This is a genomic window from Phycicoccus endophyticus, assembly GCF_011326735.1.
GTDB classification, from domain to species: Bacteria; Actinomycetota; Actinomycetes; order Actinomycetales; family Dermatophilaceae; genus Phycicoccus; species Phycicoccus endophyticus.
Genome location: NZ_JAANCN010000012.1, coordinates 25,730 through 44,889 on the forward strand (window position 1 = coordinate 25,730; position 19,160 = coordinate 44,889).

A 19,160-nucleotide genomic window follows, 5' to 3' on the forward strand; every position below is an offset into this window, starting at 1 on the left:
CTAGGATCGGGGGCGATGTCGACCCTCCCCGTCCACCCCGGCGCCGACGACGTCCTCGGAGCGCTCGACCCCGAGCAGCGCGAGGTGGCCGCCCACCCGCTCGGCCCGATGTGCGTGCTCGCCGGCGCCGGCACCGGCAAGACCCGGGCGATCACCCACCGGGTCGCCTACGGGGTGCTCTCGGGGGCCTACCAGCCCCAGCGGGTGCTCGCCGTCACGTTCACCGCCCGGGCTGCGGGAGAGATGCGCACCCGGCTGCGGGACCTGGGTGTCGGCGGGGTGCAGGCCCGCACCTTCCACGCCGCCGCCCTGCGCCAGCTGCACTACTTCTGGCCCCAGGCCATCGGGGGTCCGGCGCCGGAGGTCATGCCGCACAAGGCCGGTGCCGTCGCCGAGGCCGGAGGCCGGCTGCGGCTGCGGCTGGACTCGGCCGCGGTGCGCGACCTCGCTGCCGAGATCGAGTGGGCCAAGGTCTCGATGCTCACCGCCGACGGCTACCCGGCGGCCGTCGCCCGGGCGCGCCGCGAGCCACCGGCCGGCCTCGACGCGACGGCGATGGCCCGCCTGCTCGCGACGTACGAGGAGGTCAAGGGGGACCGCGGCGTCATCGACTTCGAGGACGTCCTGCTCCTCATGGCCGGCATCCTCGGCGAGCACGAGCAGGTGGCGCGGGCGGTCCGGGCGCAGTACCGGCACTTCGTCGTCGACGAGTACCAGGACGTCAACCGGCTCCAGCAGACCCTGCTCGAGCTCTGGCTCGGCGAGCGCGAGGACGTCTGCGTCGTCGGTGACCCCGCCCAGACGATCTACTCCTTCACCGGGGCCTCTCCGGAGCACCTGCTCGGCTTCCGGGCCCGCCACCCCGCGGCCCGTGTCGTGGAGCTCGTCCGCAACTACCGCTCCAGCCCCCAGGTCGTCGGGCTGGCCAACCTCGTCCTGCGCAGCCCGGGAGGGGGGCGGCGCTCGGGCTCGGTCGAGCTGCGGGCCCAGCGCGCGGACGGCGTCGGCCCCGAGCTCCTCGTCGCCGACGACGACCCCGCCGAGGCCGACCAGGTGGCCGAGCGCATCCGTCGTCACCTCGACGACGGGCACCCCGCGGCCCAGGTCGCGGTGCTCTTCCGCACCAACGGCCAGAGCGAGCTGTTCGAGTCCGCCCTCGCCGAGCGCGGCATCCCCTACCTCGTCCGGGGCGGGGAGCGCTTCTTCTCCCGCAAGGAGGTCCGCGACGCCCTCGTGCTGCTGCGCGGCGCGGCCCGCAGCGACGACGGTGAGGTCGCCCTGCCCGACCTCGTCCGCGACGTCCTCGTCGGGGCGGGGTGGACCCGCGAGCCCCCCGCCGCCGGGGGTGCCGCCCGCGAGCGCTGGGAGTCGCTGGCCGCCCTCGCCGGGCTCGCCGACGACCTGTCCGCCGCCGACACCACGGCCCGCCTCCCCGCGTTCGTCCGCGAGCTCGACGAGCGCGCGGCCGCCCAGCACGCTCCGACCGTGCAGGGGGTCACCCTCGCCTCGCTGCACGCCGCCAAGGGGCTGGAGTGGGACACCGTCTTCCTCGTCGGGTGCTCCGACGGGCTGCTGCCGATCACCATGGCCGACACGCCCGAGGAGGTCGAGGAGGAGCGTCGGCTGCTCTACGTCGGTGTGACCCGTGCCCGCGAGCGGCTCGTCCTCAGCTACGCGCGAGCCCGCACGCCGGGCGCCAAGGCGACCCGGCGACCCTCGCGCTTCCTCGACGGGACCGAGCCGGTGCTCGGCGCCGCGGCGCGCAGCCAGCCCCGGCGCCGCAGGGGCTCGACGCGCGAGCGCTCCGCCGCGCCCTCCGTGTGCCGGGTGTGCGGCGGAGGGCTCGCCACGGCCAAGGAGCGCACCATCGGCCGGTGCGCGGGCTGCCCGCCGACGATGGACGAGCAGCTCTTCGAGCAGCTGCGACAGTGGCGCCTCGAGACCGCCCGGGAGCTCGACGTCCCCGCGTACGTCGTGTTCACCGACGCCACCCTGACCGCCATCGCCGAGCGCACCCCCGGCGACACGAGCGAGCTCTCTCGGATCGCCGGGGTCGGCCCGGCCAAGCTGGAGCGCTTCGGCGCGTCGGTCCTGGCCATTCTCGAGGAGTTCACCGAGGGGCAGAAGGCCTGAGCGGCAGCGTTACTCGTCCACCCGGCCGCCCGCGCCCGCCCGCTCGCGCAATAAACCCGTTGCCGCCGCTCGCGCGGCGGTCCTACAGTGGCGGGCAGCACCTCGCGTGCCCGCCCGGGGACACGAGCAGACCGAGACCGCGAAGGAGGGTTGGAGAGATGGAGAAGACGATGTCGACCACCGGTATGACGGCGACCGCCGCTGCCCGTGCCCAGGACGCCGTCTGGTTCGGCTCCAACACCGCCCACGCGGTCGACCTGGGTCGCTTCCAGGGGCGCAGTGTCTCCGCCACCGGTCTCGGCGCGCGTGATCGCGTGGCCGCCGACCGCGCCGGCTTCGGCATCGCCGTCCCGACCACCGGATCCGTGGACCCCTGCCTCGACGGGCCACCTGTGTAGAGCCACAGGCTGACCCTCGAGGCCGCGGATCCCACCCGGGATCCGCGGCCTTTGTCATGCAGCCACCCCGGCACCCCACCACCCACCGAAGACGCGAGGACCAGATGAGCACCCACGAGCGCGACGAGCGCGACCACCCACCCCATCCCGAGCGCGCCGGCCCGTGCGCGCGCACCGACCAGCGCCACACCCGGCGCGCCCACTGCGGAGGTGAGGCCCCGATGCAGCTGACCGACCTGCTCGACCTGCACGAGAGGGCCGTCGCCGACGGCGGGGGCGTGCCGTGCCGCGAGCACGACGCCGAGCTGTGGTTCGCGGACACCCCCGAGGGCGTCGAGCTCGCCAAGGGCCTGTGCCGGGCCTGCCCGGTGCGTGCGACCTGCCTCGCCGGTGCCCTCGAGCGGCGAGAGCCCTGGGGCGTCTGGGGCGGCGAGCTGTTCGTCCAGGGAGCCACCGTCGCCCGCAAGCGGCCCCGGGGGCGCCCGCGCAAGGCGGACGTCGCGGCCGCCTGACCCCCCCACGTAGACCACGACCCACGACAGGAGAACGCCATGTACCACCGACGGATGCAGCAGGTCCGTCGCGTCGTGCACCGACGCCGTGTCCACGAGATGCAGCGCCGGGAGCGCGAGGCGGCGAACCGGCAGGAGATGCAGTCGCTCGTCCACGCCGTCGTCCGGTGAGGCCGGCACCGACCCCGCTGCCCCCGGCGCCGTGCCGGGGGCAGCGGCCGTCCACGGCAGCGGGCCGAGGACCGTGACCGCAGATGCGCGGCCGGTCGTGCCCGTGGTGCGAGAGCGTGACGTGTGGCGCGCCCTGGCCGGCTGCCTGCTGGCTACCCTGAGGACATGGCCGCACCCGATCTCCTCCCGCAGCGCGTCGCGCCGAGGCCGCCGGCGGCGGAGTGGGGCTGAGGGTGGCATCCGAGGCCGGAGCCGAGGGGCCGCCCGGCCCGGTCTGCGCGACGTGCGGTGCGAGGGCCTCCGGAGCCGAGGAGGCCGCCCTCGCGCGGCTGACGTGGACGCGCGGCAGCGAGGGGGGCCGGGAGGTCTGGACGTGCGGCGCGTGCAGCCGTCGCCACCTGCGCAGCATCGAGGGCAAGCTCGACTCCGCGTGGTGGTGAGCCCGGGCGGGCTCAGCGTGCGGGCGGCAGCCGCGGCTCGTCGATGCCGGGCAGGTAGGCGCAGACCATCTCGCGCAGGGGCACCGTGCCGCCGACCTGGCTGAGCACCCCGATCCCGCCCAACCACACCCGGTGGATCAGGAGGTACTCCGGCGGCAGGTTGAGCTTGAGGCCGACGAGGAACTGTGGCCGCCGGGGGTCCTGGATCTGGGCTGCCGCTGCGCGCAGCCAGCCGCGGCTGAAGGTGAACTCCTCGTGGAGGACCGGCTCGACGAGCGGCGCGAGGTACTCGAGCAGCCCCTCCGGGTCGATGTCGATGCCGGAGCGGATGAAGCCCTCGGTGCGCAGGCCCTGCTCGAGGGTGTCGGCGTCCCCGGCGAGGGCGGCCGTGAGCAGCCGGCCCATCGCCGGGGGCAGGCCGTCGGGCAGCCGGTTGACGGCGCCGAAGTCGAGCACCCCGAGGCGGCCGTCCGGGGTCACCCGGAAGTTGCCCGGGTGCGGGTCGGCGTGCAGGAGCCGGGCCCGGTTCGGGGCGCGCAGATGGAACTCGAGGTAGAGCGAGGCCGCCTCGTCCCGCTCCTGCGGGCTCCCGTCGGCGATGACCCGGGCCAGCGGGGTCCCCTCGACCCACTCGGTGACGAGCACCTGCGGCGACTCGACGAGGACGTCGGGGACAAGGACGTCCTCGTCGTCGCGGAAGGCCCGCGCGAAGTGACGCTGGTGGCGGGCCTCGAGGGAGTAGTCCAGCTCCTCGCGCATCCGGGCGCGCAGCTCGTCCATGATCGGCTTGATGTCGACGCCCGGCACCCACGAGCCCGCGACCCGGGCGACCCGGGAGATCTGGTTGAGGTCGGACAGCAGCGCCTTGCCCGCGCCCGGGTACTGGATCTTCACCGCGACCTCACGCCCGTCGCGCCACACCGCCCGGTGGACCTGGCCGATCGACGCCGACGCCGCGGGGACGTCGTCGAACTCGACGAGCTTGGTGCTGGCCCAGCGCGGCCCGAGCTCCTCGGCGAGGATGGCGTGCACTCGGGCGGCACCCATCGGCGGGCCGGACTCCTGCAGCCGGGTCAGTGTCGCCCGGTAGGGGGCGACGACCTCCTCGGGCATCGCGGCCTCCATGACCGACAGCGCCTGGCCGAACTTCATCGCGCCGCCCTTGAGCTGGCCGAGGACGGAGAAGAGCTGCTCGGCCGTGCGGGCCTGCATCTCGGCGGCCACGGCCTCCGCGGGGCGCCCACCGACCCGCTTGCCGACGCCCAGGGCGACCCGCCCGGCGTGCCCGAGCGGCAGCCCGGCGAGCCGGGCGGCACGCGCGATCGAGGACCCCGGGATCTCGCGCTCTCGCTCGCTCACCCGGCCATTGTCGCCGACGTGCACCGACAACCGGGCCAGGAGGTCCACACCCGGTGCACGACGTCCCCGCCGCCGGCGCCGAGCTCGGTCGAGATGCCGCCGAGGGCGAGGTCACCGGCGAGCACCGCGAGCGCCGTCACCGTGGCGACGGCGGCACCGAGCACAACGGCGGCCGTGGGCACCGGCCCGGGTCCGGGTGCCGGGACGCTGGCCCGCACGCAGGTGAGGCACGCCGTGCGTCCCGGGACGACCAGCGGGCCGACGACGAGGACCCCCCCGCGGCCGGTCACCGGCAGGAGGGGGACCCCACGGACCTGCCACGGCGCCCCGAGGGAGGGCGCGCGCAGCCACTCGGGCTCGAGGTCCTCGACGGCGAGCAGGACGAGTGCCGGTGCGGGCCCGCCCGCCGCGACGTCGAGCTCGGCCGCGTCCGCCGCGTGGGCTCCGGCCCGCACGGGCACCCGGCAGCGCCGCAGCTGGGCGGTGGTCTCCTCGGCCACCCGACCCCAGCCGTCGACGACGACCTGCCCGACCGCGTCCATCGACCACCCTCCCTGCGCGAGGCCCTTGCGGGCATCCTGCCGCGCGAGGCCGGCGGCCCGCTGGGCTCGTCCACAGGCCCCCGGAGACGCACGGGCGCCCCGGACCGCCGGGTCCGGGGCGCCCGTGGCGTCGCGGTCAGGCCTTGCCGAGGATCCGGTTGAGGTTGGTGCCGCACACCGGGCACTGTCCCTTGGCCATCCGTCGGCCGTTGTCGGAGACGACGACCTTCCCCTCGGCCTCGCGCTTCTCCTTGCACTTCACGCAGTAGAACTCGCCCTTGTAGGTCTCGTCGGACATCGACGTCCTCCTTGGTCACCGGCGGGGGAGGCCCCGGCGGGTGGCGCCGTCCGCGGACGGCCTGGACCCGCTCACCCTAGCGACGGCGAGGCCCCTGCTCGCGGTGAGACGGGCTCACCGGGCCGGGCCGGCGCAGGCGGGTGTCACCGCGCGTATCACCGGCCCCACCAGCCCCGGGAGTCGTATGGTCGTCCTCATGGCCGGGCCCGAGGTGGAGGTCCGCCGCAGCAGGCGGCGGCGCCGCACCGTGAGCGCCTACCGCGACGGCGGACGCACCGTCGTGCTCATCCCGGCCTCCTTCTCGGCCGCGGAGGAGGCCACCTGGGTGGAGCGCATGCTCACCCGGCTGGCCCGCGGCGAGCGGCGCCGCCCGGTCGGCGACGAGGCGCTCGCGGCGCGGGCCTCCCGGCTCTCCGAGCGCTACCTCGGTGGGCATGCCCGGCCGACGAGCGTGCGCTGGGTCTCGACGATGGACAAGCGCTGGGCGTCCTGCACGCCGGCCGACGGCACCATCCGGGTCTCGGACCGCCTCCAGGACGTGCCGGCGCACGTCCTCGACTACGTCGTGCTCCACGAGCTCGCCCACCTGCTCGTCGCCGGTCACGGCCCGGCGTTCTGGCGCCTGCTGGCCTCCTACCCGCGCCTCGAGCGCGCCCGGGGCTTCCTCGACGGCCTGGCCCACGCCTCCGGCATGCCCGCGTCAGAGGAGCCCGAGGGCGACGCGGGCGGCGGCGACGAGGGGTGACAGCTCGGTCCGGGTGTCCTCGGGTAGGTCGGCCACCGGCCACCAGCGCACCTCGAGGGACTCCTCGCTGACCCGGGGCGTGGCGCCCGCGGGTGCCACCGCCGCATACCGCACGTCGAGGTGCTCGCGGCACCGGCCGAAGTCCCCCTCGAGGGTGTGGCGGTCCAGCTGCACCGGGTCGGGCAGGGGCGTGAGCCCCGGGATGCCCGACTCCTCGCGGGCCTCCCGGGCGGCGGCCGCCCACAGCGTGCCGTCCCCCGGCTCGAGGTGACCCCCGAGCTGGAACCACCGTCCGGCCCGGCGGTGGTGGGTGAGCAGCGCCCTGGTGCCCGTCGCGTCGAGGACGAGGCAGGAGGCCGTCAGGTGGGCCGGGGGGCCGCCGCGGGCGACCCCGTCCGGGTGCGCCGCGAGGTGGTCGAGGTAGGCCAGGCGCAGCGCCTCCTGGGCGGCGTCGGGGGCCAGCCAGTCGCGCAGGACCCGCCGGGCGTCGGCGTGCAGGTGGGCGAACGTCGGGCCGGAGTCGGCCCCGGGGCTCACCCCTCGCCCTCGCCGCGCAGCAGCGCGTCGAGCTCGGCGTCGAGGTCGTCGGACGCGGGGCGGCGGGTGCGCTCGACGTAGCCCAGCGGGTCGTCGAGGTCGTCGGGGGAGGGGGCGAGGTCGGGGTGGCGCCACGCGGCGTCACGGGCCTGCGGGCCCCCGGAGTCCTCGAGGGCGCGGAAGAGGTTGGCCGCGTCGCGCAGCCGGCGAGGGCGCAGCTCGAGACCGACGAGAGCACCGAAGGCCTTCTCGGCGGGGCCGCCCGTGGCCCGCCGGCGGCGCACCGCCTCCCCGAGGGCGTCGGCTGCCGGCAGGTGGCCGGCGACCGCCCGCTCGGCGACGACGTCGACCCACCCCTCGACGAGGGCGAGCAGCGTCTCGAGCCGGCCGAGGGCGGCGACCTGGGCCGGTGAGTGCTGCGGGGCGAACATCCGCCCCTGGAGCGCCTCCTGCACCGCCTGCGGGTCGGACGGGTCGATCGAGGCGACCGCCTGCTCGATGCCCTCGGTGTCGATGGTGATGTCACCCGCGTAGTCGCGCACGGCGGCGCGCAGACCCGCCGCGAGCCACGGGACGTCGGCGAAGAGTCGGACCCGTGCCAGCTCGCGCACCGCGAGGTAGAGACGGGTCTGCGGCTCGTCGACCTCGAGGCCCTGCGCCAGCTCGCGGACGGCGGCGGGCATGAGGACGACGTCCGGGGTCGCCACGAGCGGGAGGTTGACCTCGCAGCCGGTGAGCACCTCGCCCGCGAGGGTGCCGACCCCCTGGCCGAGCTGGAGGGCGAACATCGAGCCGTGCATCCGGCGCAGCATCGGGCCGGCCTGGTCGAGCATGCCCGCGAGACCTGGGGGCATGGCCTCCTCGGGCAGCGTCCCCAGCTGGCGGGTCATCGCCTCGCCGACCGCCCCGGAGACCCCCTCGGCCACCGGCTCGACGAGGTCGGTCCACACCGGCATCGTCGCCTCCACCCACTCGGCCCGGCTCCACGCGGTGCCGTGCGCCGCGGGGGCGGTCAGGTCGGTGACGGTGTCGAGCCACAGGCCGGCGACGTGCACCGCCTCGGCGGCCTCGCGGCGCTCGGTGTCGCTCGCCAGCGCGTCACCGGCGGCGGCGACGGTCTTGCGGGCGGTGTCGGTGGCCAGCGAGACGTCGACGGGGTCCTCGCTCGGCGGGCCGGAGAACATCGCCCGGACCTGGCCCATGACCATCTGCAGCATCTGGGGGTCGACCCGGTCCAGCCCCATCCCACGGACCATCGCGGCGAGCTGCGGGTCCAGCTCGCCGCCGGTGAGCCCGCGCAGGGCCTGCTCCAGCTCGGGGGGCAGGTCGGGGGTCTCGTCGTCGTCGGCGTCGTCGGTCACGGCCGGTCTCCTGCAGCTCGGATGAGAGGATGTCGTTCCTGACCTACCCAACCACCGTGGCCGGAGAATCGTTCCGGACGCCGCCCCGCGAGGAGCCCCATGCCCACCGATGACGCCGCGGTCGCGCTCGTCGCCGTCCGCGACGCACCGCTGTCGGTCGACGAGGTGCTCGCCGCCGTCCGCCACCCGGGGTGTGGCGGCGTCGCGCTGTTCGTCGGCGTGGTCCGCGACCACGACCACGGCGAGAGCGTCACCGGCCTCGGCTACTCCGCCCACCCGAGCGCCGAGGCGACCATGGCGGACGTGTGCGCCGAGGTCCTCGCCTCGAGCGAGGCGGTCAGGGTGGCGGCGGTGCACCGCCGCGGTGACCTCGCCGTCGGCGACCTCGCGGTCGTCGTCGCGGCCTCGGCCGCCCACCGCGGCCCGGCGTTCGCCGCCTGTCGCACGCTCATCGACACCCTCAAGGAGCGCACCCCCATCTGGAAGCACCAGGCCCTCGCCGACGGCTCGAGCGAGTGGGTGGGGATGCCGTGAGCGACCCCGCCGACGGGCTGCGGCTCGCCGACTCGCCGGTGGCGCAGGTGCCGCCGCCCGCGCGCCACGCGAGCCGTTCGGCCGCCGTCGCGCTCATCGCGACGTTCGTCCTCGTCGTCGTCGCCGCCGGGCTGACCTTCGTCGGCCTCCCGTACGTCGTCCTCTCGCCCGGTCCGGCCACCAACGTCCTCGGTGACGTCGACGGCACGCCGGTGCTCTCGGTGTCCGGGGCGCGGACCTACCCCACCTCGGGAGCGCTCGACTTCACGACGGTGGCCTTCGACGGCGGCCCCGGCCGGACGGTCACCGTCTACGACCTGCTCGAGGCGTGGCTGCGCGACGACGTCGACACCGCGCCCGAGAGCGACTACTTCCCCGACGACGCCACCGCCGACGAGGTCGAGGCGGAGAACGCGGAGATGATGACCGAGTCCCAGGTCGTCGCCGCGGCGACCGCGCTGCGCGCGCTGGGGCGCACCGTGACGACCCACGTCGCCGTGGCGAGCGTCCCCGCCGGCGGGCCGGCCTCGGGAACGGTGCAGGAGGGGGACGTCCTCGTGAGCGTCGACGGCGTCGAGGCCAGCGACACCGCGTCGGTCAGGGCCGCCGTCCAGGCCCGTGAGCCCGGTGACGAGGTCACCCTCGTCGTCCGGCGCGACGGGGACGAACGCACCCTCACGGTGCGCACGGGCTCCGCCGAGGACGGCACGACGGTCATCGGCGTGCTCCTGCGCACCGACTACGACCTGCCGGTCGACGTCACGCTCAACACCGGTCAGGTCGGCGGGCCCTCGGCGGGGCTGATGTTCTCCCTCGCGATCTACGACGCCCTCACCCCGGGGGCGCTCACCGGTGGTCAGCGGATCGCCGGCACCGGCACGATCGACGACGACGGCACGGTGGGCCCGATCAGCGGGATCCGGCAGAAGATGGTCGGCGCGCGGGCCGCCGGCGCCCGGTGGTTCCTCGCGCCGGCCGACGACTGCGCGGACGCCGTCGGCCACGTGCCCGACGGCATGACGCTGCTGCGGGTCACCGACTTCGACGACGCCCGGGTCGCGGTCGAGGGCATCGCGGCGGACACCACCGACGACCTGCCCCGCTGCGGGTAGGGCGCGGCGCGCGGGCCGCCCGTCGCGCTAGTCGAAGGTCGCGCGCAGGGCGTGGACCACGCCGGGGGCGATGTCCTCGCCGAGTGCCACCCGGTCGTCGCGGTCGTGGGCGCGCTGGCGCAGGAGACAGCGGGCCTGGCCGGCGCGGGTGACCGCCACGAGGAGGCGGACGTCGGCCCGGTCGGGATGCTCGGCCACTGCGGCCACCGCCTGGTCGGGGTCGCTCGGCAGGTCGCGCTCGGCACCCGGCGGCAGGACCACCCGCTCGAGGGCCAGTGCCGCGCCGACGACCTCCTGCGGCCAGGCGATCCGCGCGAGCAGGTCCTCGACGCCGTCGGCCTCGGGCAGCTCGTTCTGCTCGACCGCCGAGAGGGCGCCGTCGACGGTGTCGTGGCCCGCGAGCCCGGCCGCGAGCTGCGGCTCACGCCCGACGAGGTCGGCGGTGGGGACCAGGGCGAACAGCCGCAGGGGCTGGTCCCAGCCGGAGCGCGCCACGTGCCGCTCGGTGTCGAGTGCTGCCAGGGTCAGCGGGTCGGTCACGGGGCGGGCGCTGTCGGTCACGACGTCCATGGTGCCCGACCCGGCCCCGGCCCGGACTCGGCCCCGCGCCCGCGAGCACGCTCAGCATCGCGAGGTAGGTTGGCCCCCGCTGTCGCACGACGACCCCGGGACACGGGACGAGGAGAGCTGTGAGTCGCTCGGACTGGTTCGACGGACCGACCGACCCCGACGAGGGCGGACGCCCCGCGGGGGACGGCGGGGCGGGTGCCCCGCCCCGCCCGGTGCTGGCGCGCAGGCGCGGCCCGCTGCTGCCCACGGTGCTCGTGCTCATCGTCCTCGCCGTCCTCGCGGGCATCGGCGCCGACCTGCTCACCGACGTCTGGTGGTACGACTCGGTCGGGTACCGCGACGTCTTCGTCACCGAGCTGACGACCAAGGTGGTCATCTTCGCGGTGGCCGCGCTGGTCACCGCCGGGGCGGTCGCCGCCTCGCTCGTCGTGGCCTTCCGCACCCGTCCGGTCTACGTCCCCGTCACCCAGGCCCAGCAGGTGCTCGAGCAGTACCGCCAGGCCATCGAGCCGCTGCGCCGCATCGCGCTCGTCGCCATCCCTGCGGTGCTCGGCCTGCTCGCCGGCTCCGGGTCGATGGGTGCCTGGAAGACCTACCTGCTGTGGGCCAACGCCGTGCCCTTCGGCGTCGAGGACCCGCAGTTCCACCTCGACGTCGGCTTCTTCGTCTTCACCCTCCCGTGGCTGCGCTTCCTCGTCGGCTTCGTCACCGTCGTGCTCGTCCTGGCCTTCCTCGCGGGGGCGTTCACGCACTACGTCTACGGCGGTCTGCAGCTGCCCGGTCGTGGCCCCTCGACCCGTGCGGCGTACGTCCACCTCGGGGTGCTCGGCGCGCTCACCGCCCTGACCCGGGCGGCCTCGTACTGGCTGGACCGCTACTCGCGCTCCACCGAGAAGGGCTCGCTGCTCACCGGGATCACCTACACCGACGCCAACGCCGTGCTGCCGACGAAGGCCATCCTCGCGGTCGCGGCCGTGATGACCGCCGGCTTCTTCCTCGCGGCCATCTGGAGCCGCAGCTGGCGGCTGCCCGTCATCGGCGTCGCGCTGCTCGTCGTCACCGCGGTAGTCGCGGGGACGATCTACCCGGCCCTCATCCAGTCCCTGCGGGTCCGTCCCTCGGAGAAGTCCCTCGAGGCCACCTACATCGAGCGCAACATCACGGCCACGAGTGCCGCCTTCGGCCTCGACCGGGTCGAGCGCATCCAGAACGAGGTCCCCGAGGAGGAGCCCTCGGACGCGTCGCTGCGCACGGACGCCGAGGAGATCCCCGGGGTGCGGATCATCGACCCCAACGTCGTCGCACCCACGTTCCGCCAGCTCGAGGGCGAGCGGGACTTCTACGCCTTCCCCGACACCCTCGACGTGGACCGGTACACGATCGACGGCACGGTGAGCGACGCCGTCGTCGCGGTCCGCGAGATGAGCCTGGACGGGCTGCCGGACAGCCAGCGCAACTGGATCAACGACCACACCGTCTACACGCACGGCTACGGCTTCTACGCCGCCTACGGCAACCAGCGCACCGCCGAGGGCGACCCCGTCTTCTTCGAGGGCGGCGGGCGCAACAACCTCGGCGACTACGAGCCCCGGATCTACTTCGGCGAGCTGTCGCCGCAGTACTCGGTCGTCGGCCAGCCCGAGGGCGCCGACGACCGCGAGTTCGACTACCCGGCGGGCACCGAGGGCGAGGTCGCCGTCCAGAACACCTACACCGGCGGCGGCGGTGTCGGGATCGGCTCGATGCTGCGACGGGTCGCCTACGCGGTGAAGTACCGCGAGGCGAACTTCCTGCTCTCCGACGCGGTCAACGGCAGCTCGCGCATCCTCGACCACCGCACCCCGCAGGAGCGCGTCGAGCGGGTGGCGCCGTGGCTGCAGCTCGACGGGAACGTCTACCCGGCCGTGGTCGACGGGCGCGTGCAGTGGATCGTCGACGGCTTCACGACCTCGGCGGACTACCCGAACAGCCGGCTGCTCGACCTCGCCGACGCCACGTCGGACTCGGTGGCCGAGCGCTCCAACGTGGTCCAGGTGCGCACCGGGGAGGTGAACTACGTCCGCAACGCGGTCAAGGCCACGGTCGACGCCTACGACGGCTCGGTGACGCTGTACGGCTGGGACACGAGCGATCCGCTGCTCCAGGCGTGGAGCAAGGCCTTTCCGGGGTCGGTGCGCCCGCTGTCGGAGATCTCCGGCGACCTGATGTCGCACATCCGCTACCCGCAGGACCTGCTCAAGGTGCAGCGCGACCTGCTCACCGAGTACCACGTGACCAACCCCGGTGACTTCTTCAGCGGTTCGGACCGCTGGCGCGTCCCGCGCGACCCCTCGCAGTCGGCCCAGGACCAGCCCGTGGTCTTCCAGTCCATCAAGCTGCCCGGCGAGGACAGCGCGTCGTTCTCGATCACCTCGCCGTTCGTGCCGGCGAGCAACACCGAGGGAGGCCGCGAGATCCTGCGGGGGCTGCTGGCCGTCGACGCCGAGGCGGGCAGCACCGCCGGCAAGCCCGCGGAGGACTTCGGCAAGCTGCGGCTCGTCGAGTACTCCTCGAACCAGGCGCCGTCCGGGCCCGGGCAGATCCGCAACCAGATCCAGAACTCGACGACCCGCTCGCAGAACCCGGCCGAGCCGCTCAACCTCGCGCAGTACATCACGAACAACTCCGGCCAGGGCAAGACGCTGACCTTCGGCAACCTGCTGACCTTCCCGCTCGCGGGACGCACCTTCTACGTGCAGCCGATCTACGTCCAGGCCTCCAGCGGCTCGGGCTCCTTCCCCCAGAACAAGGTGACCGTCGCCGTCTACGGGACGAACGTGGCGTGGGGCGACACCCTGGAGCAGGCGGTCACCGGGCTGTTCGGGGAGAGCGTCGGCGGGTCGGGTGGCGGATCCGGCGGGGACACCGGCGACTCCGGCGGTGGCGGGCCGGACCAGCCGAGCCCCGACAGCTCCCTCGAGCAGCAGCTGGCCGCGGCGATCGGCGAGATCCAGCAGGCCTACGCCGACGGGCAGGAGGCGCTCAGCCAGAGCGACTTCGCCGCCTACGGGGAGGCTCAGGACCGGCTGGACGCCGCGATCGAGAAGGCCCAGGGCCTCGCCGACCAGCTCGGCGTCGCGGCGCCGTCCTCGAGCGCGTCGCCCAGCCCCTCCGCCTCGGCATCCGCGGGCTCGGACTCGGGGTAGCCGATTTGAGTCCGGCGGCCCTCGTCGCGTAACCTCGTGGACATACCGAGCACGACCTACGGGACGTGACTCACTCGACGCGGGGTGGAGCAGCTCGGTAGCTCGCCGGGCTCATAACCCGGAGGTCGCAGGTTCAAATCCTGCCCCCGCTACGGTGTGATGTCTCAGGACATCGACAAGGCCCGAACCCGCAGGGTTCGGGCCTTGTGCTGTCCCGGGGGCGGGCTCGGCAGGTGCTGGCCGGCTGGGCGTCGAGCCGCCGCCGGACGCTGCGGGATCGCCGAGACACGGCGGATTACCGGCGGGCCGCTCCCCGTTGGACAGGACGTGACCACCGAGAACCGCCGCCCGCACCGCGTCGTCGTCGTCGGCTCCGGCTTCGGAGGGCTCTTCGGCACCCAGGCCCTCAAGGGACGCGACGACGTCGCCGTCACCCTCGTCGCCGAGACCGCCCACCACCTCTTCCAGCCGCTGCTGTACCAGGTCGCGACCGGCATCCTCTCCGAGGGCGAGGTCGCGCCGAGCACTCGCGAGGTCCTCGCCCGCCAGCGCAACGCCCGCGTCGTCCTCGGCGAGGTGACCCGCATCGACCTGGGCACACGCACCGTCACCTCCGAGCTGCTCGGGGCCGAGACCGTGACGGAGTACGACACCCTCCTCGTCGCGGCCGGCTCCGGGCAGTCCTGGTTCGGGCACGACGAGTTCGCCCGCTACGCGCCGGGGATGAAGTCGATCGACGACGCGCTCGAGCTGCGCGGGCGGATCTTCGGCGCCTTCGAGCTGGCCGAGCTCGCCACCACCGAGGAGGACGCCCGGCGCGCGCTGACCTTCGTCGTCGTCGGGGCGGGCGCGACCGGGGTGGAGATGGCCGGGCAGATCGCCGAGCTGGCCGGGCGCACGCTGGCCCACGACTTCCGTCGCATCGACCCGACGACCGCGCACGTCATCCTCCTCGACGCCGCCGAGACGATCCTGCCGAGCTTCGGTGAGCGGCTCGGCGGGGCGGCCCGCCGTCGCCTCGAGGAGATGGGCGTCGACGTGCGGACCGGGGCGATGGTCACCGGCGTCGACGAGACCGGGCTGACCTACCGCGACGGCGACGGCCACGAGGTGCGGGTCGAGGCGCTGACCAAGATGTGGGCGGCCGGGGTGCAGGCCAGCCCGCTGGGCACGCAGCTCGCCGAGCAGTCCGGTGCCGAGACCGACAAGGCCGGGCGCGTCCGCGTCGAGCCCGACCTCACCCTCCCGGGGCACCCCGAGGTCTTCGTCGTCGGCGACATGATCGCCCTCAAGGACCTGCCGGGGGTCGCCCAGGTCGCCATCCAGGGCGCCCGGTTCGCGGCCGCGGAAATCACCCGGCGGCTGGACGGCCGGCCGTCCCAGGGCGAGTTCGAGTACCGCGACAAGGGCTCGATGGCCACGGTCTCGCGGTTCAGCGCGGTGGCCTCGATCGGCCGGCTGCGCTTCCACGGCTTCCTCGCCTGGCTGCTGTGGCTCGGTGTGCACCTCGTCTACATCATCGGCTTCAAGCACCGGGTGACGACGCTGCTGCACTGGGCGGTCAGCTTCGTCGGGCGGGGCCGGGCCGAGCGGGTCGCCACCCACCAGCAGGTGTTCGCGCGGCAGGCCATGCGCCGCGTCGGGGAGGACCTGCGCGACCGCCCGTGACCCCGGGGCCGGGGTCAGGCACGGGCCGGACCGTAGGGTGGCGCCCATGCCGCTCGACTACCCGGTGCACCGGCGCACGCTGCCCAACGGGCTGCGTGTCGTCGTCTCACCGGACCACACGGTGCCGAACGTCACGGTCAACCTCTGGGTCGGCGTCGGCTCCCGGCACGAGCAGCCGGGAGGCACCGGCTTCGCCCACCTCTTCGAGCACCTGATGTTCCAGGGGTCCCGGTCGGTCCGCAGCGGCGAGCACTTCGAGGCGCTCATGGCCGTGGGCGGGCGTGCCAACGCGACGACGTGGTTCGACCGCACGAACTACTTCGAGACCGTCCCGACCGGAGCCCTGGAGCTCGCGCTGTGGCTCGAAGCGGACCGGCACGGACACCTGCTCGACGCGGTGACCCAGGCCAACCTGGACAACCAGCGGGACGTCGTCAAGGAGGAGAAGCGTCAGCGGTACGACAACCAGCCCTACGGCACGGCGCTGGCCGACCTCTACGCCGCCGTGTTCCCGGCCGACCACCCCTACCACCACCCGACGATCGGCTCGATGGAGGATCTCGACGCGGCGGCGCTCGAGGACGTGCACGCCTTCTTCCGCCGGTACTACGCGCCGGACAACACCGTGCTCACGCTCTGCGGCGACGTCGAGCCGGAGCAGGGCTTCGACCTCGTCGGTCGCTACCTCGGCCCGCTGTCCGCCACGGCGCGCTCCCAGCGGCCCCCGCTGCCTCAGCTGGGGCCGCTCACCGAGCCGGTGCGGGTCGAGCGCACCGAGGCGGTGCCCAACGACCGGCTGCACGTCGGCTTCCGTCTGCCGGTCGACGAGAGTGCCGAGCTCTTCGCGGCGACCGTCGCCCTGGACTGCCTGGCGGGGCTCACCAGCTCGCGGCTGGCACGGCGCACGGTCCGGCGGGAGCAGACGGCGACCGCCGTGCACGCGAGCGCCTGGGGTCTCCTCGACGGTGTCTCCCTCGGGTTCGTCGTCCTCGACGCCGCGCCCGGGACCGATCCGGCCGACCTGGAGAGCGCCCTGGTCCAGGAGCTCGAGCGGCTCGCCGAGAGCGGCCCGACGGACGCCGAGCTCGAGGCCTCCCTCGCCCAGTCCGAGCGGGCGTGGCTGTCGGCCCTGGCCTCGCAGGAGGAGCGGGCCGACCTGCTGAGCCGTTACACGCTGCTGCACGACGACCCCGGCCTGGTCAACACCCACCTCGACCGGGTCCGGGCCGTCCGCCCGGACGACGTCCGCGCCGCGACCCGCCGCTGGCTCGCCCCCGACAGCCGCGCGGTCGTCGCCTACCTCGCGGCCCGTTCCGATGCGGAGGCCGTCGCGTGACCGCCCGCCCGAGCGTCGCGCCGCCTCGACCGTGGAGCTACCCGCCGGTCCGGGAGCACCTGCTGCCGGGCGGGGTCCGGCTGCTCCTGCACGACCTGCCGGGCCAGTACGTGCTCTCGATGCGGGTCGTCGTCCCCTCCCGGCTCGCGGACGAGCCCGCGGGGCTGGAGGGGCTGTCGGCGATGACCGCCCGGCTGCTCGACGAGGGCACCACGCAGCACGAGCCGGAGGAGCTCGCCGAGCTCATGGAGCGACACGGGATGGCCCTGGGCGCCGGGGTGTCCGACGGCGGGCTGCTCGTCGACGTCGACGTCCCGCAGCACCACCTCGGCCCGGCGGCCCGGCTCGTCGCGGAGGCCCTCGGCCAGCCCTCCTTCCCCGAGCCGGAGGTGCGCCGCATCCTGCGCAGCCGGCTGGCCGAGATCGAGCAGGAGCGTGCCTCGGCGCCCCACCGGGCCGCGCGCGAGCTCGCGCGGACGCTGTGGGCCGACGGCGACCGGGCCTCCCGGCCGAGCGCCGGTACCCCGGAGTCGGTGCGGGCGTTGACCCGCGAGGACATCGTCGCCCACCACGCCCGCCGGGTCGGCCCCCGGGGCGCGACGGTCGTGCTCGCCGGCGACCTCACCGGGCTCGACGCCCTCGGCGAGCTCGAGGCCGGCCTCGGCAGCTGGGCGGCGCCGCACCACGAGGCCTCGGCCGCCCCGGTTCCCCCGGTCCCTGCGGCCGACCGTGCCCGGGTCGTCCTCGTCGACCGCCCCGGCTCGGTGCAGACCGAGCTCGTCGTCGCCTGCCCCGGCCCGGACCGCTCGACCCCGACCGGGTGGGCGCCGCACCCGGTCGCCGCGTTCGTCCTCGGCGGCTCGCCGGGCGCGCGCATCGACGCCGTGCTGCGCGAGGAGAAGGGCTACACCTACGGCATCCGCTCGTCCTTCCGCCCCCGGGTGGCCGGTGGGTCGTTCGTCACCGCCGGTTCCGTCCGGGCCGAGGTGACTGCCGACGCCCTCGAGATCCTCCTCGGCATCCTCGACGCCGCGCGCGACGGGTTCACCCCCGCCGAGCTGCGCGCGGGGGTCGACTACGTCGCCCGGACCGCCCCGGGGAGGTACGCGACCGCGGACGCCGTCGCCGACGAGACCGCCGCGCTCGCGCTCGAGGGTCTGCCGACGGACTTCACGACCGGCCATCTCGCGGCGGTCGCCGCGCTCACCCTCGAGGACCTCGACGCCGCCTACCGCCGCACGGTGACGGGGGAGTGGAGCGTCGTCCTCGTCGGGGACGCCGAGAGCATCCTGCCCCGGCTCGAAGGGCGGGTCCCGGGGCCGCTGTCGGTCGTCGAGCTCTGAGCCGCCGGCCGGGTCCTGCGGGGCCTAGGGACGGTCGGGGACGAGCGCCGGCTGGCCGCCCGCGGCGAGCCGGGCCAGCACCTCGTCGTGCAGCAGCCCGTTGGTCGCGACGGCGTTGCCGCCGAAGGGTCCCTCGACCCCGTCGAGGGAGGTGAACCGCCCGCCGGCCTCGGTGACGACGGGGACGAGGGCGGCCATGTCGTGCAGGGACAGCTCGGGCTCGGCCGCGATGTCGACCGCACCGTCGGCGACGAGCATGTAGGACCAGAAGTCGCCGTAGGCCCGCTCCCGCCAGCACGAGCGCGCGAGCGCGAGCACGTTGTCGAGGCGGCCGACGTCGGCCCACGAGGTCGTGCTCGAGAGCGACAGGGAGGCGTCGGCGAGCCGCGAGACCGCCGACACGTGCAGGCGCCGTGCGCTCGTCAGGCTCCGCCCGGACCAGGCGCCCGAGCCGGTCGCCGCCCACCAGCGCCGCCCGAGCGCCGGCGCCGCCACGAGCCCGAGGACCGGCCGGCCGTTGTCGACGAGGGCGATGAGGGTGGCCCACACCGGCACCCCCCGCACGAAGCTGTGCGTGCCGTCGATGGGGTCGATGACCCACTGCCGGGCGCTGGAGCCGGTGGCCGGCAGCTCCTCGCCGATGACGGCGTCGCGCGGCCGGGTGCGCCGCAGCTGGGATCGCACGAGCTCCTCGGCGTCCCGGTCGGCGTCGCTGACGAGGGTGAGGTCGGGCTTGGTCTCGACGTGGAGGTCCTCGGCACGGAACCGCTCGATGGTGACCCGCTCGACCGCGTCGGCGAGGACGTGGGCGAGGCGGAGGTCGTCGTCGTAGGCCGGCACGGCCACACCGTACCGGCTCGTGCCGAAGATCTTTCGGCGCACACCGCGGGTGGGTCGCACTTCGGTCACAATCGGG

The 19,160-nt window shown here is 74.9% G+C and carries 19 protein-coding genes and 1 tRNA gene; 13 read left to right on the forward strand and 7 right to left on the reverse strand.

Going from position 1 to position 19,160, the window contains the following annotated elements; all coding sequences use genetic code 11:
* The first annotated feature begins 15 nt into the window (after positions 1–15).
* From G8D98_RS12555 to G8D98_RS12570, 5 genes are all read left to right on the forward strand, one after another.
* Positions 16–2,133: an ATP-dependent DNA helicase UvrD2 gene (locus G8D98_RS12555; protein ID WP_166103871.1), complete on the forward strand. Its 2,118-nt coding sequence runs from the start codon at positions 16–18 to the stop codon at positions 2,131–2,133.
* A 158-nt stretch (positions 2,134–2,291) separates the two neighbouring features.
* Positions 2,292–2,531 carry a hypothetical protein gene (locus G8D98_RS12560; protein WP_166103875.1) on the forward strand — a complete coding sequence of 80 codons (240 nt, stop codon included), beginning with the start codon at positions 2,292–2,294 and terminating at the stop codon, positions 2,529–2,531.
* A 221-nt stretch (positions 2,532–2,752) separates the two neighbouring features.
* The gene (locus G8D98_RS12565; protein ID WP_166104044.1) at positions 2,753–3,043 is read left to right on the forward strand and encodes a WhiB family transcriptional regulator; all 291 of its coding nucleotides are present in this window, start codon (positions 2,753–2,755) and stop codon (positions 3,041–3,043) included.
* 39 nt (positions 3,044–3,082) lie between these two features.
* Entirely contained in the window at positions 3,083–3,214 is a 132-nt protein-coding gene (locus G8D98_RS15620; protein ID WP_262500202.1) for a hypothetical protein, read from the forward strand.
* Positions 3,215–3,447: 233 nt separating this feature from the next.
* Entirely contained in the window at positions 3,448–3,654 is a 207-nt protein-coding gene (locus G8D98_RS12570) for a hypothetical protein (RefSeq protein ID WP_229661789.1), read from the forward strand.
* Positions 3,655–3,666: 12 nt separating this feature from the next.
* On the opposite strand, the gene G8D98_RS12575 is transcribed toward G8D98_RS12570, so the two are convergent.
* From G8D98_RS12575 to G8D98_RS12585, 3 genes are all read right to left on the reverse strand, one after another.
* Positions 3,667–5,013 (reverse strand): ABC1 kinase family protein, encoded by a 1,347-nt coding sequence (locus G8D98_RS12575; RefSeq protein ID WP_205859779.1) that lies wholly within the window; start codon positions 5,011–5,013, stop codon positions 3,667–3,669.
* A complete protein-coding gene (locus tag G8D98_RS12580) occupies positions 5,010–5,555 on the reverse strand; it encodes a hypothetical protein (RefSeq protein WP_166103880.1) in 546 nt (181 codons plus the stop codon). Before G8D98_RS12580 ends, G8D98_RS12575 begins: the two co-directional genes overlap by 4 nt.
* A gap of 136 nt (positions 5,556–5,691) precedes the next feature.
* On the reverse strand, positions 5,692–5,853 hold the full coding sequence (locus G8D98_RS12585) for a DUF5679 domain-containing protein (protein ID WP_166103883.1): 162 nt from the start codon (positions 5,851–5,853) through the stop codon (positions 5,692–5,694).
* Between the two features lie 196 nt (positions 5,854–6,049).
* Here G8D98_RS12585 and G8D98_RS12590 point away from each other — a divergent pair, with 196 nt between their 5' ends.
* Entirely contained in the window at positions 6,050–6,598 is a 549-nt protein-coding gene (locus G8D98_RS12590) for a M48 metallopeptidase family protein (RefSeq protein WP_166103885.1), read from the forward strand.
* On the opposite strand, the gene G8D98_RS12595 is transcribed toward G8D98_RS12590, so the two are convergent.
* Both G8D98_RS12595 and G8D98_RS12600 read right to left on the reverse strand, forming a co-directional pair.
* Positions 6,554–7,135 carry an NUDIX hydrolase gene (locus tag G8D98_RS12595; RefSeq protein WP_166103887.1) on the reverse strand — a complete coding sequence of 194 codons (582 nt, stop codon included), beginning with the start codon at positions 7,133–7,135 and terminating at the stop codon, positions 6,554–6,556. The genes G8D98_RS12590 and G8D98_RS12595 overlap by 45 nt on opposite strands.
* On the reverse strand, positions 7,132–8,496 hold the full coding sequence (locus G8D98_RS12600) for a zinc-dependent metalloprotease (RefSeq protein WP_229661788.1): 1,365 nt from the start codon (positions 8,494–8,496) through the stop codon (positions 7,132–7,134). Before G8D98_RS12600 ends, G8D98_RS12595 begins: the two co-directional genes overlap by 4 nt.
* Positions 8,497–8,595: 99 nt before the next feature.
* On the opposite strand from G8D98_RS12600, the gene G8D98_RS12605 reads away from it, so the two are divergent.
* Both G8D98_RS12605 and G8D98_RS12610 read left to right on the forward strand, forming a co-directional pair.
* The gene (locus tag G8D98_RS12605) at positions 8,596–9,030 is read left to right on the forward strand and encodes a molybdenum cofactor biosynthesis protein MoaE (RefSeq protein WP_166103890.1); all 435 of its coding nucleotides are present in this window, start codon (positions 8,596–8,598) and stop codon (positions 9,028–9,030) included.
* Positions 9,027–10,142, forward strand: a complete 1,116-nt coding sequence (locus tag G8D98_RS12610; RefSeq protein ID WP_229661787.1) for a YlbL family protein — start codon at positions 9,027–9,029, stop codon at positions 10,140–10,142. The genes G8D98_RS12605 and G8D98_RS12610 overlap by 4 nt, the downstream gene beginning before the upstream one ends.
* 27 nt (positions 10,143–10,169) lie before the next feature.
* On the opposite strand, the gene G8D98_RS12615 is transcribed toward G8D98_RS12610, so the two are convergent.
* Positions 10,170–10,712 carry a PPA1309 family protein gene (locus G8D98_RS12615; RefSeq protein WP_166103893.1) on the reverse strand — a complete coding sequence of 181 codons (543 nt, stop codon included), beginning with the start codon at positions 10,710–10,712 and terminating at the stop codon, positions 10,170–10,172.
* Positions 10,713–10,831: 119 nt separating this feature from the next.
* On the opposite strand from G8D98_RS12615, the gene G8D98_RS12620 reads away from it, so the two are divergent.
* The 5 genes from G8D98_RS12620 (at position 10,832) to G8D98_RS12640 (ending at position 18,244) form a co-directional block, all read left to right on the forward strand.
* A complete protein-coding gene (locus G8D98_RS12620; RefSeq protein WP_166103896.1) occupies positions 10,832–13,897 on the forward strand; it encodes a UPF0182 family membrane protein in 3,066 nt (1,021 codons plus the stop codon).
* 78 nt (positions 13,898–13,975) lie between these two features.
* Positions 13,976–14,049, forward strand: a tRNA-Met gene (locus G8D98_RS12625).
* 175 nt (positions 14,050–14,224) lie between these two features.
* On the forward strand, positions 14,225–15,565 hold the full coding sequence (locus G8D98_RS12630) for an NAD(P)/FAD-dependent oxidoreductase (RefSeq protein WP_229661785.1): 1,341 nt from the start codon (positions 14,225–14,227) through the stop codon (positions 15,563–15,565).
* A gap of 46 nt (positions 15,566–15,611) precedes the next feature.
* Positions 15,612–16,901 carry a M16 family metallopeptidase gene (locus G8D98_RS12635; RefSeq protein ID WP_166103902.1) on the forward strand — a complete coding sequence of 430 codons (1,290 nt, stop codon included), beginning with the start codon at positions 15,612–15,614 and terminating at the stop codon, positions 16,899–16,901.
* Positions 16,898–18,244 (forward strand): M16 family metallopeptidase, encoded by a 1,347-nt coding sequence (locus G8D98_RS12640; RefSeq protein WP_166103904.1) that lies wholly within the window; start codon positions 16,898–16,900, stop codon positions 18,242–18,244. Before G8D98_RS12635 ends, G8D98_RS12640 begins: the two co-directional genes overlap by 4 nt.
* 24 nt (positions 18,245–18,268) lie before the next feature.
* Here the strand turns inward: G8D98_RS12640 and hisN are convergent, their stop codons facing one another.
* On the reverse strand, positions 18,269–19,084 hold the full coding sequence (gene hisN, locus G8D98_RS12645; protein ID WP_166103907.1) for a histidinol-phosphatase: 816 nt from the start codon (positions 19,082–19,084) through the stop codon (positions 18,269–18,271).
* Between the last annotated feature and the right edge of the window lie 76 nt (positions 19,085–19,160).

What these genes read in the sequence shown, in the direction of transcription:
- G8D98_RS12580 (WP_166103880.1), bottom strand. Translation starts at nt 5,555, where the DNA reads ATGGACGCGGTCGGGCAGGTCGTCGTCGACGGCTGGGGTCGGGTGGCC.
- G8D98_RS12605 (WP_166103890.1), top strand. Translation starts at nt 8,596, where the DNA reads ATGCCCACCGATGACGCCGCGGTCGCGCTCGTCGCCGTCCGCGACGCA.
- G8D98_RS12555 (WP_166103871.1), top strand. Translation starts at nt 16, where the DNA reads ATGTCGACCCTCCCCGTCCACCCCGGCGCCGACGACGTCCTCGGAGCG.
- G8D98_RS12585 (WP_166103883.1), bottom strand. Translation starts at nt 5,853, where the DNA reads ATGTCCGACGAGACCTACAAGGGCGAGTTCTACTGCGTGAAGTGCAAG.
- G8D98_RS15620 (WP_262500202.1), top strand. Translation starts at nt 3,083, where the DNA reads ATGTACCACCGACGGATGCAGCAGGTCCGTCGCGTCGTGCACCGACGC.
- G8D98_RS12565 (WP_166104044.1), top strand. Translation starts at nt 2,753, where the DNA reads ATGCAGCTGACCGACCTGCTCGACCTGCACGAGAGGGCCGTCGCCGAC.
- G8D98_RS12560 (WP_166103875.1), top strand. Translation starts at nt 2,292, where the DNA reads ATGGAGAAGACGATGTCGACCACCGGTATGACGGCGACCGCCGCTGCC.
- G8D98_RS12590 (WP_166103885.1), top strand. Translation starts at nt 6,050, where the DNA reads ATGGCCGGGCCCGAGGTGGAGGTCCGCCGCAGCAGGCGGCGGCGCCGC.
- G8D98_RS12635 (WP_166103902.1), top strand. Translation starts at nt 15,612, where the DNA reads ATGCCGCTCGACTACCCGGTGCACCGGCGCACGCTGCCCAACGGGCTG.
- G8D98_RS12615 (WP_166103893.1), bottom strand. Translation starts at nt 10,712, where the DNA reads ATGGACGTCGTGACCGACAGCGCCCGCCCCGTGACCGACCCGCTGACC.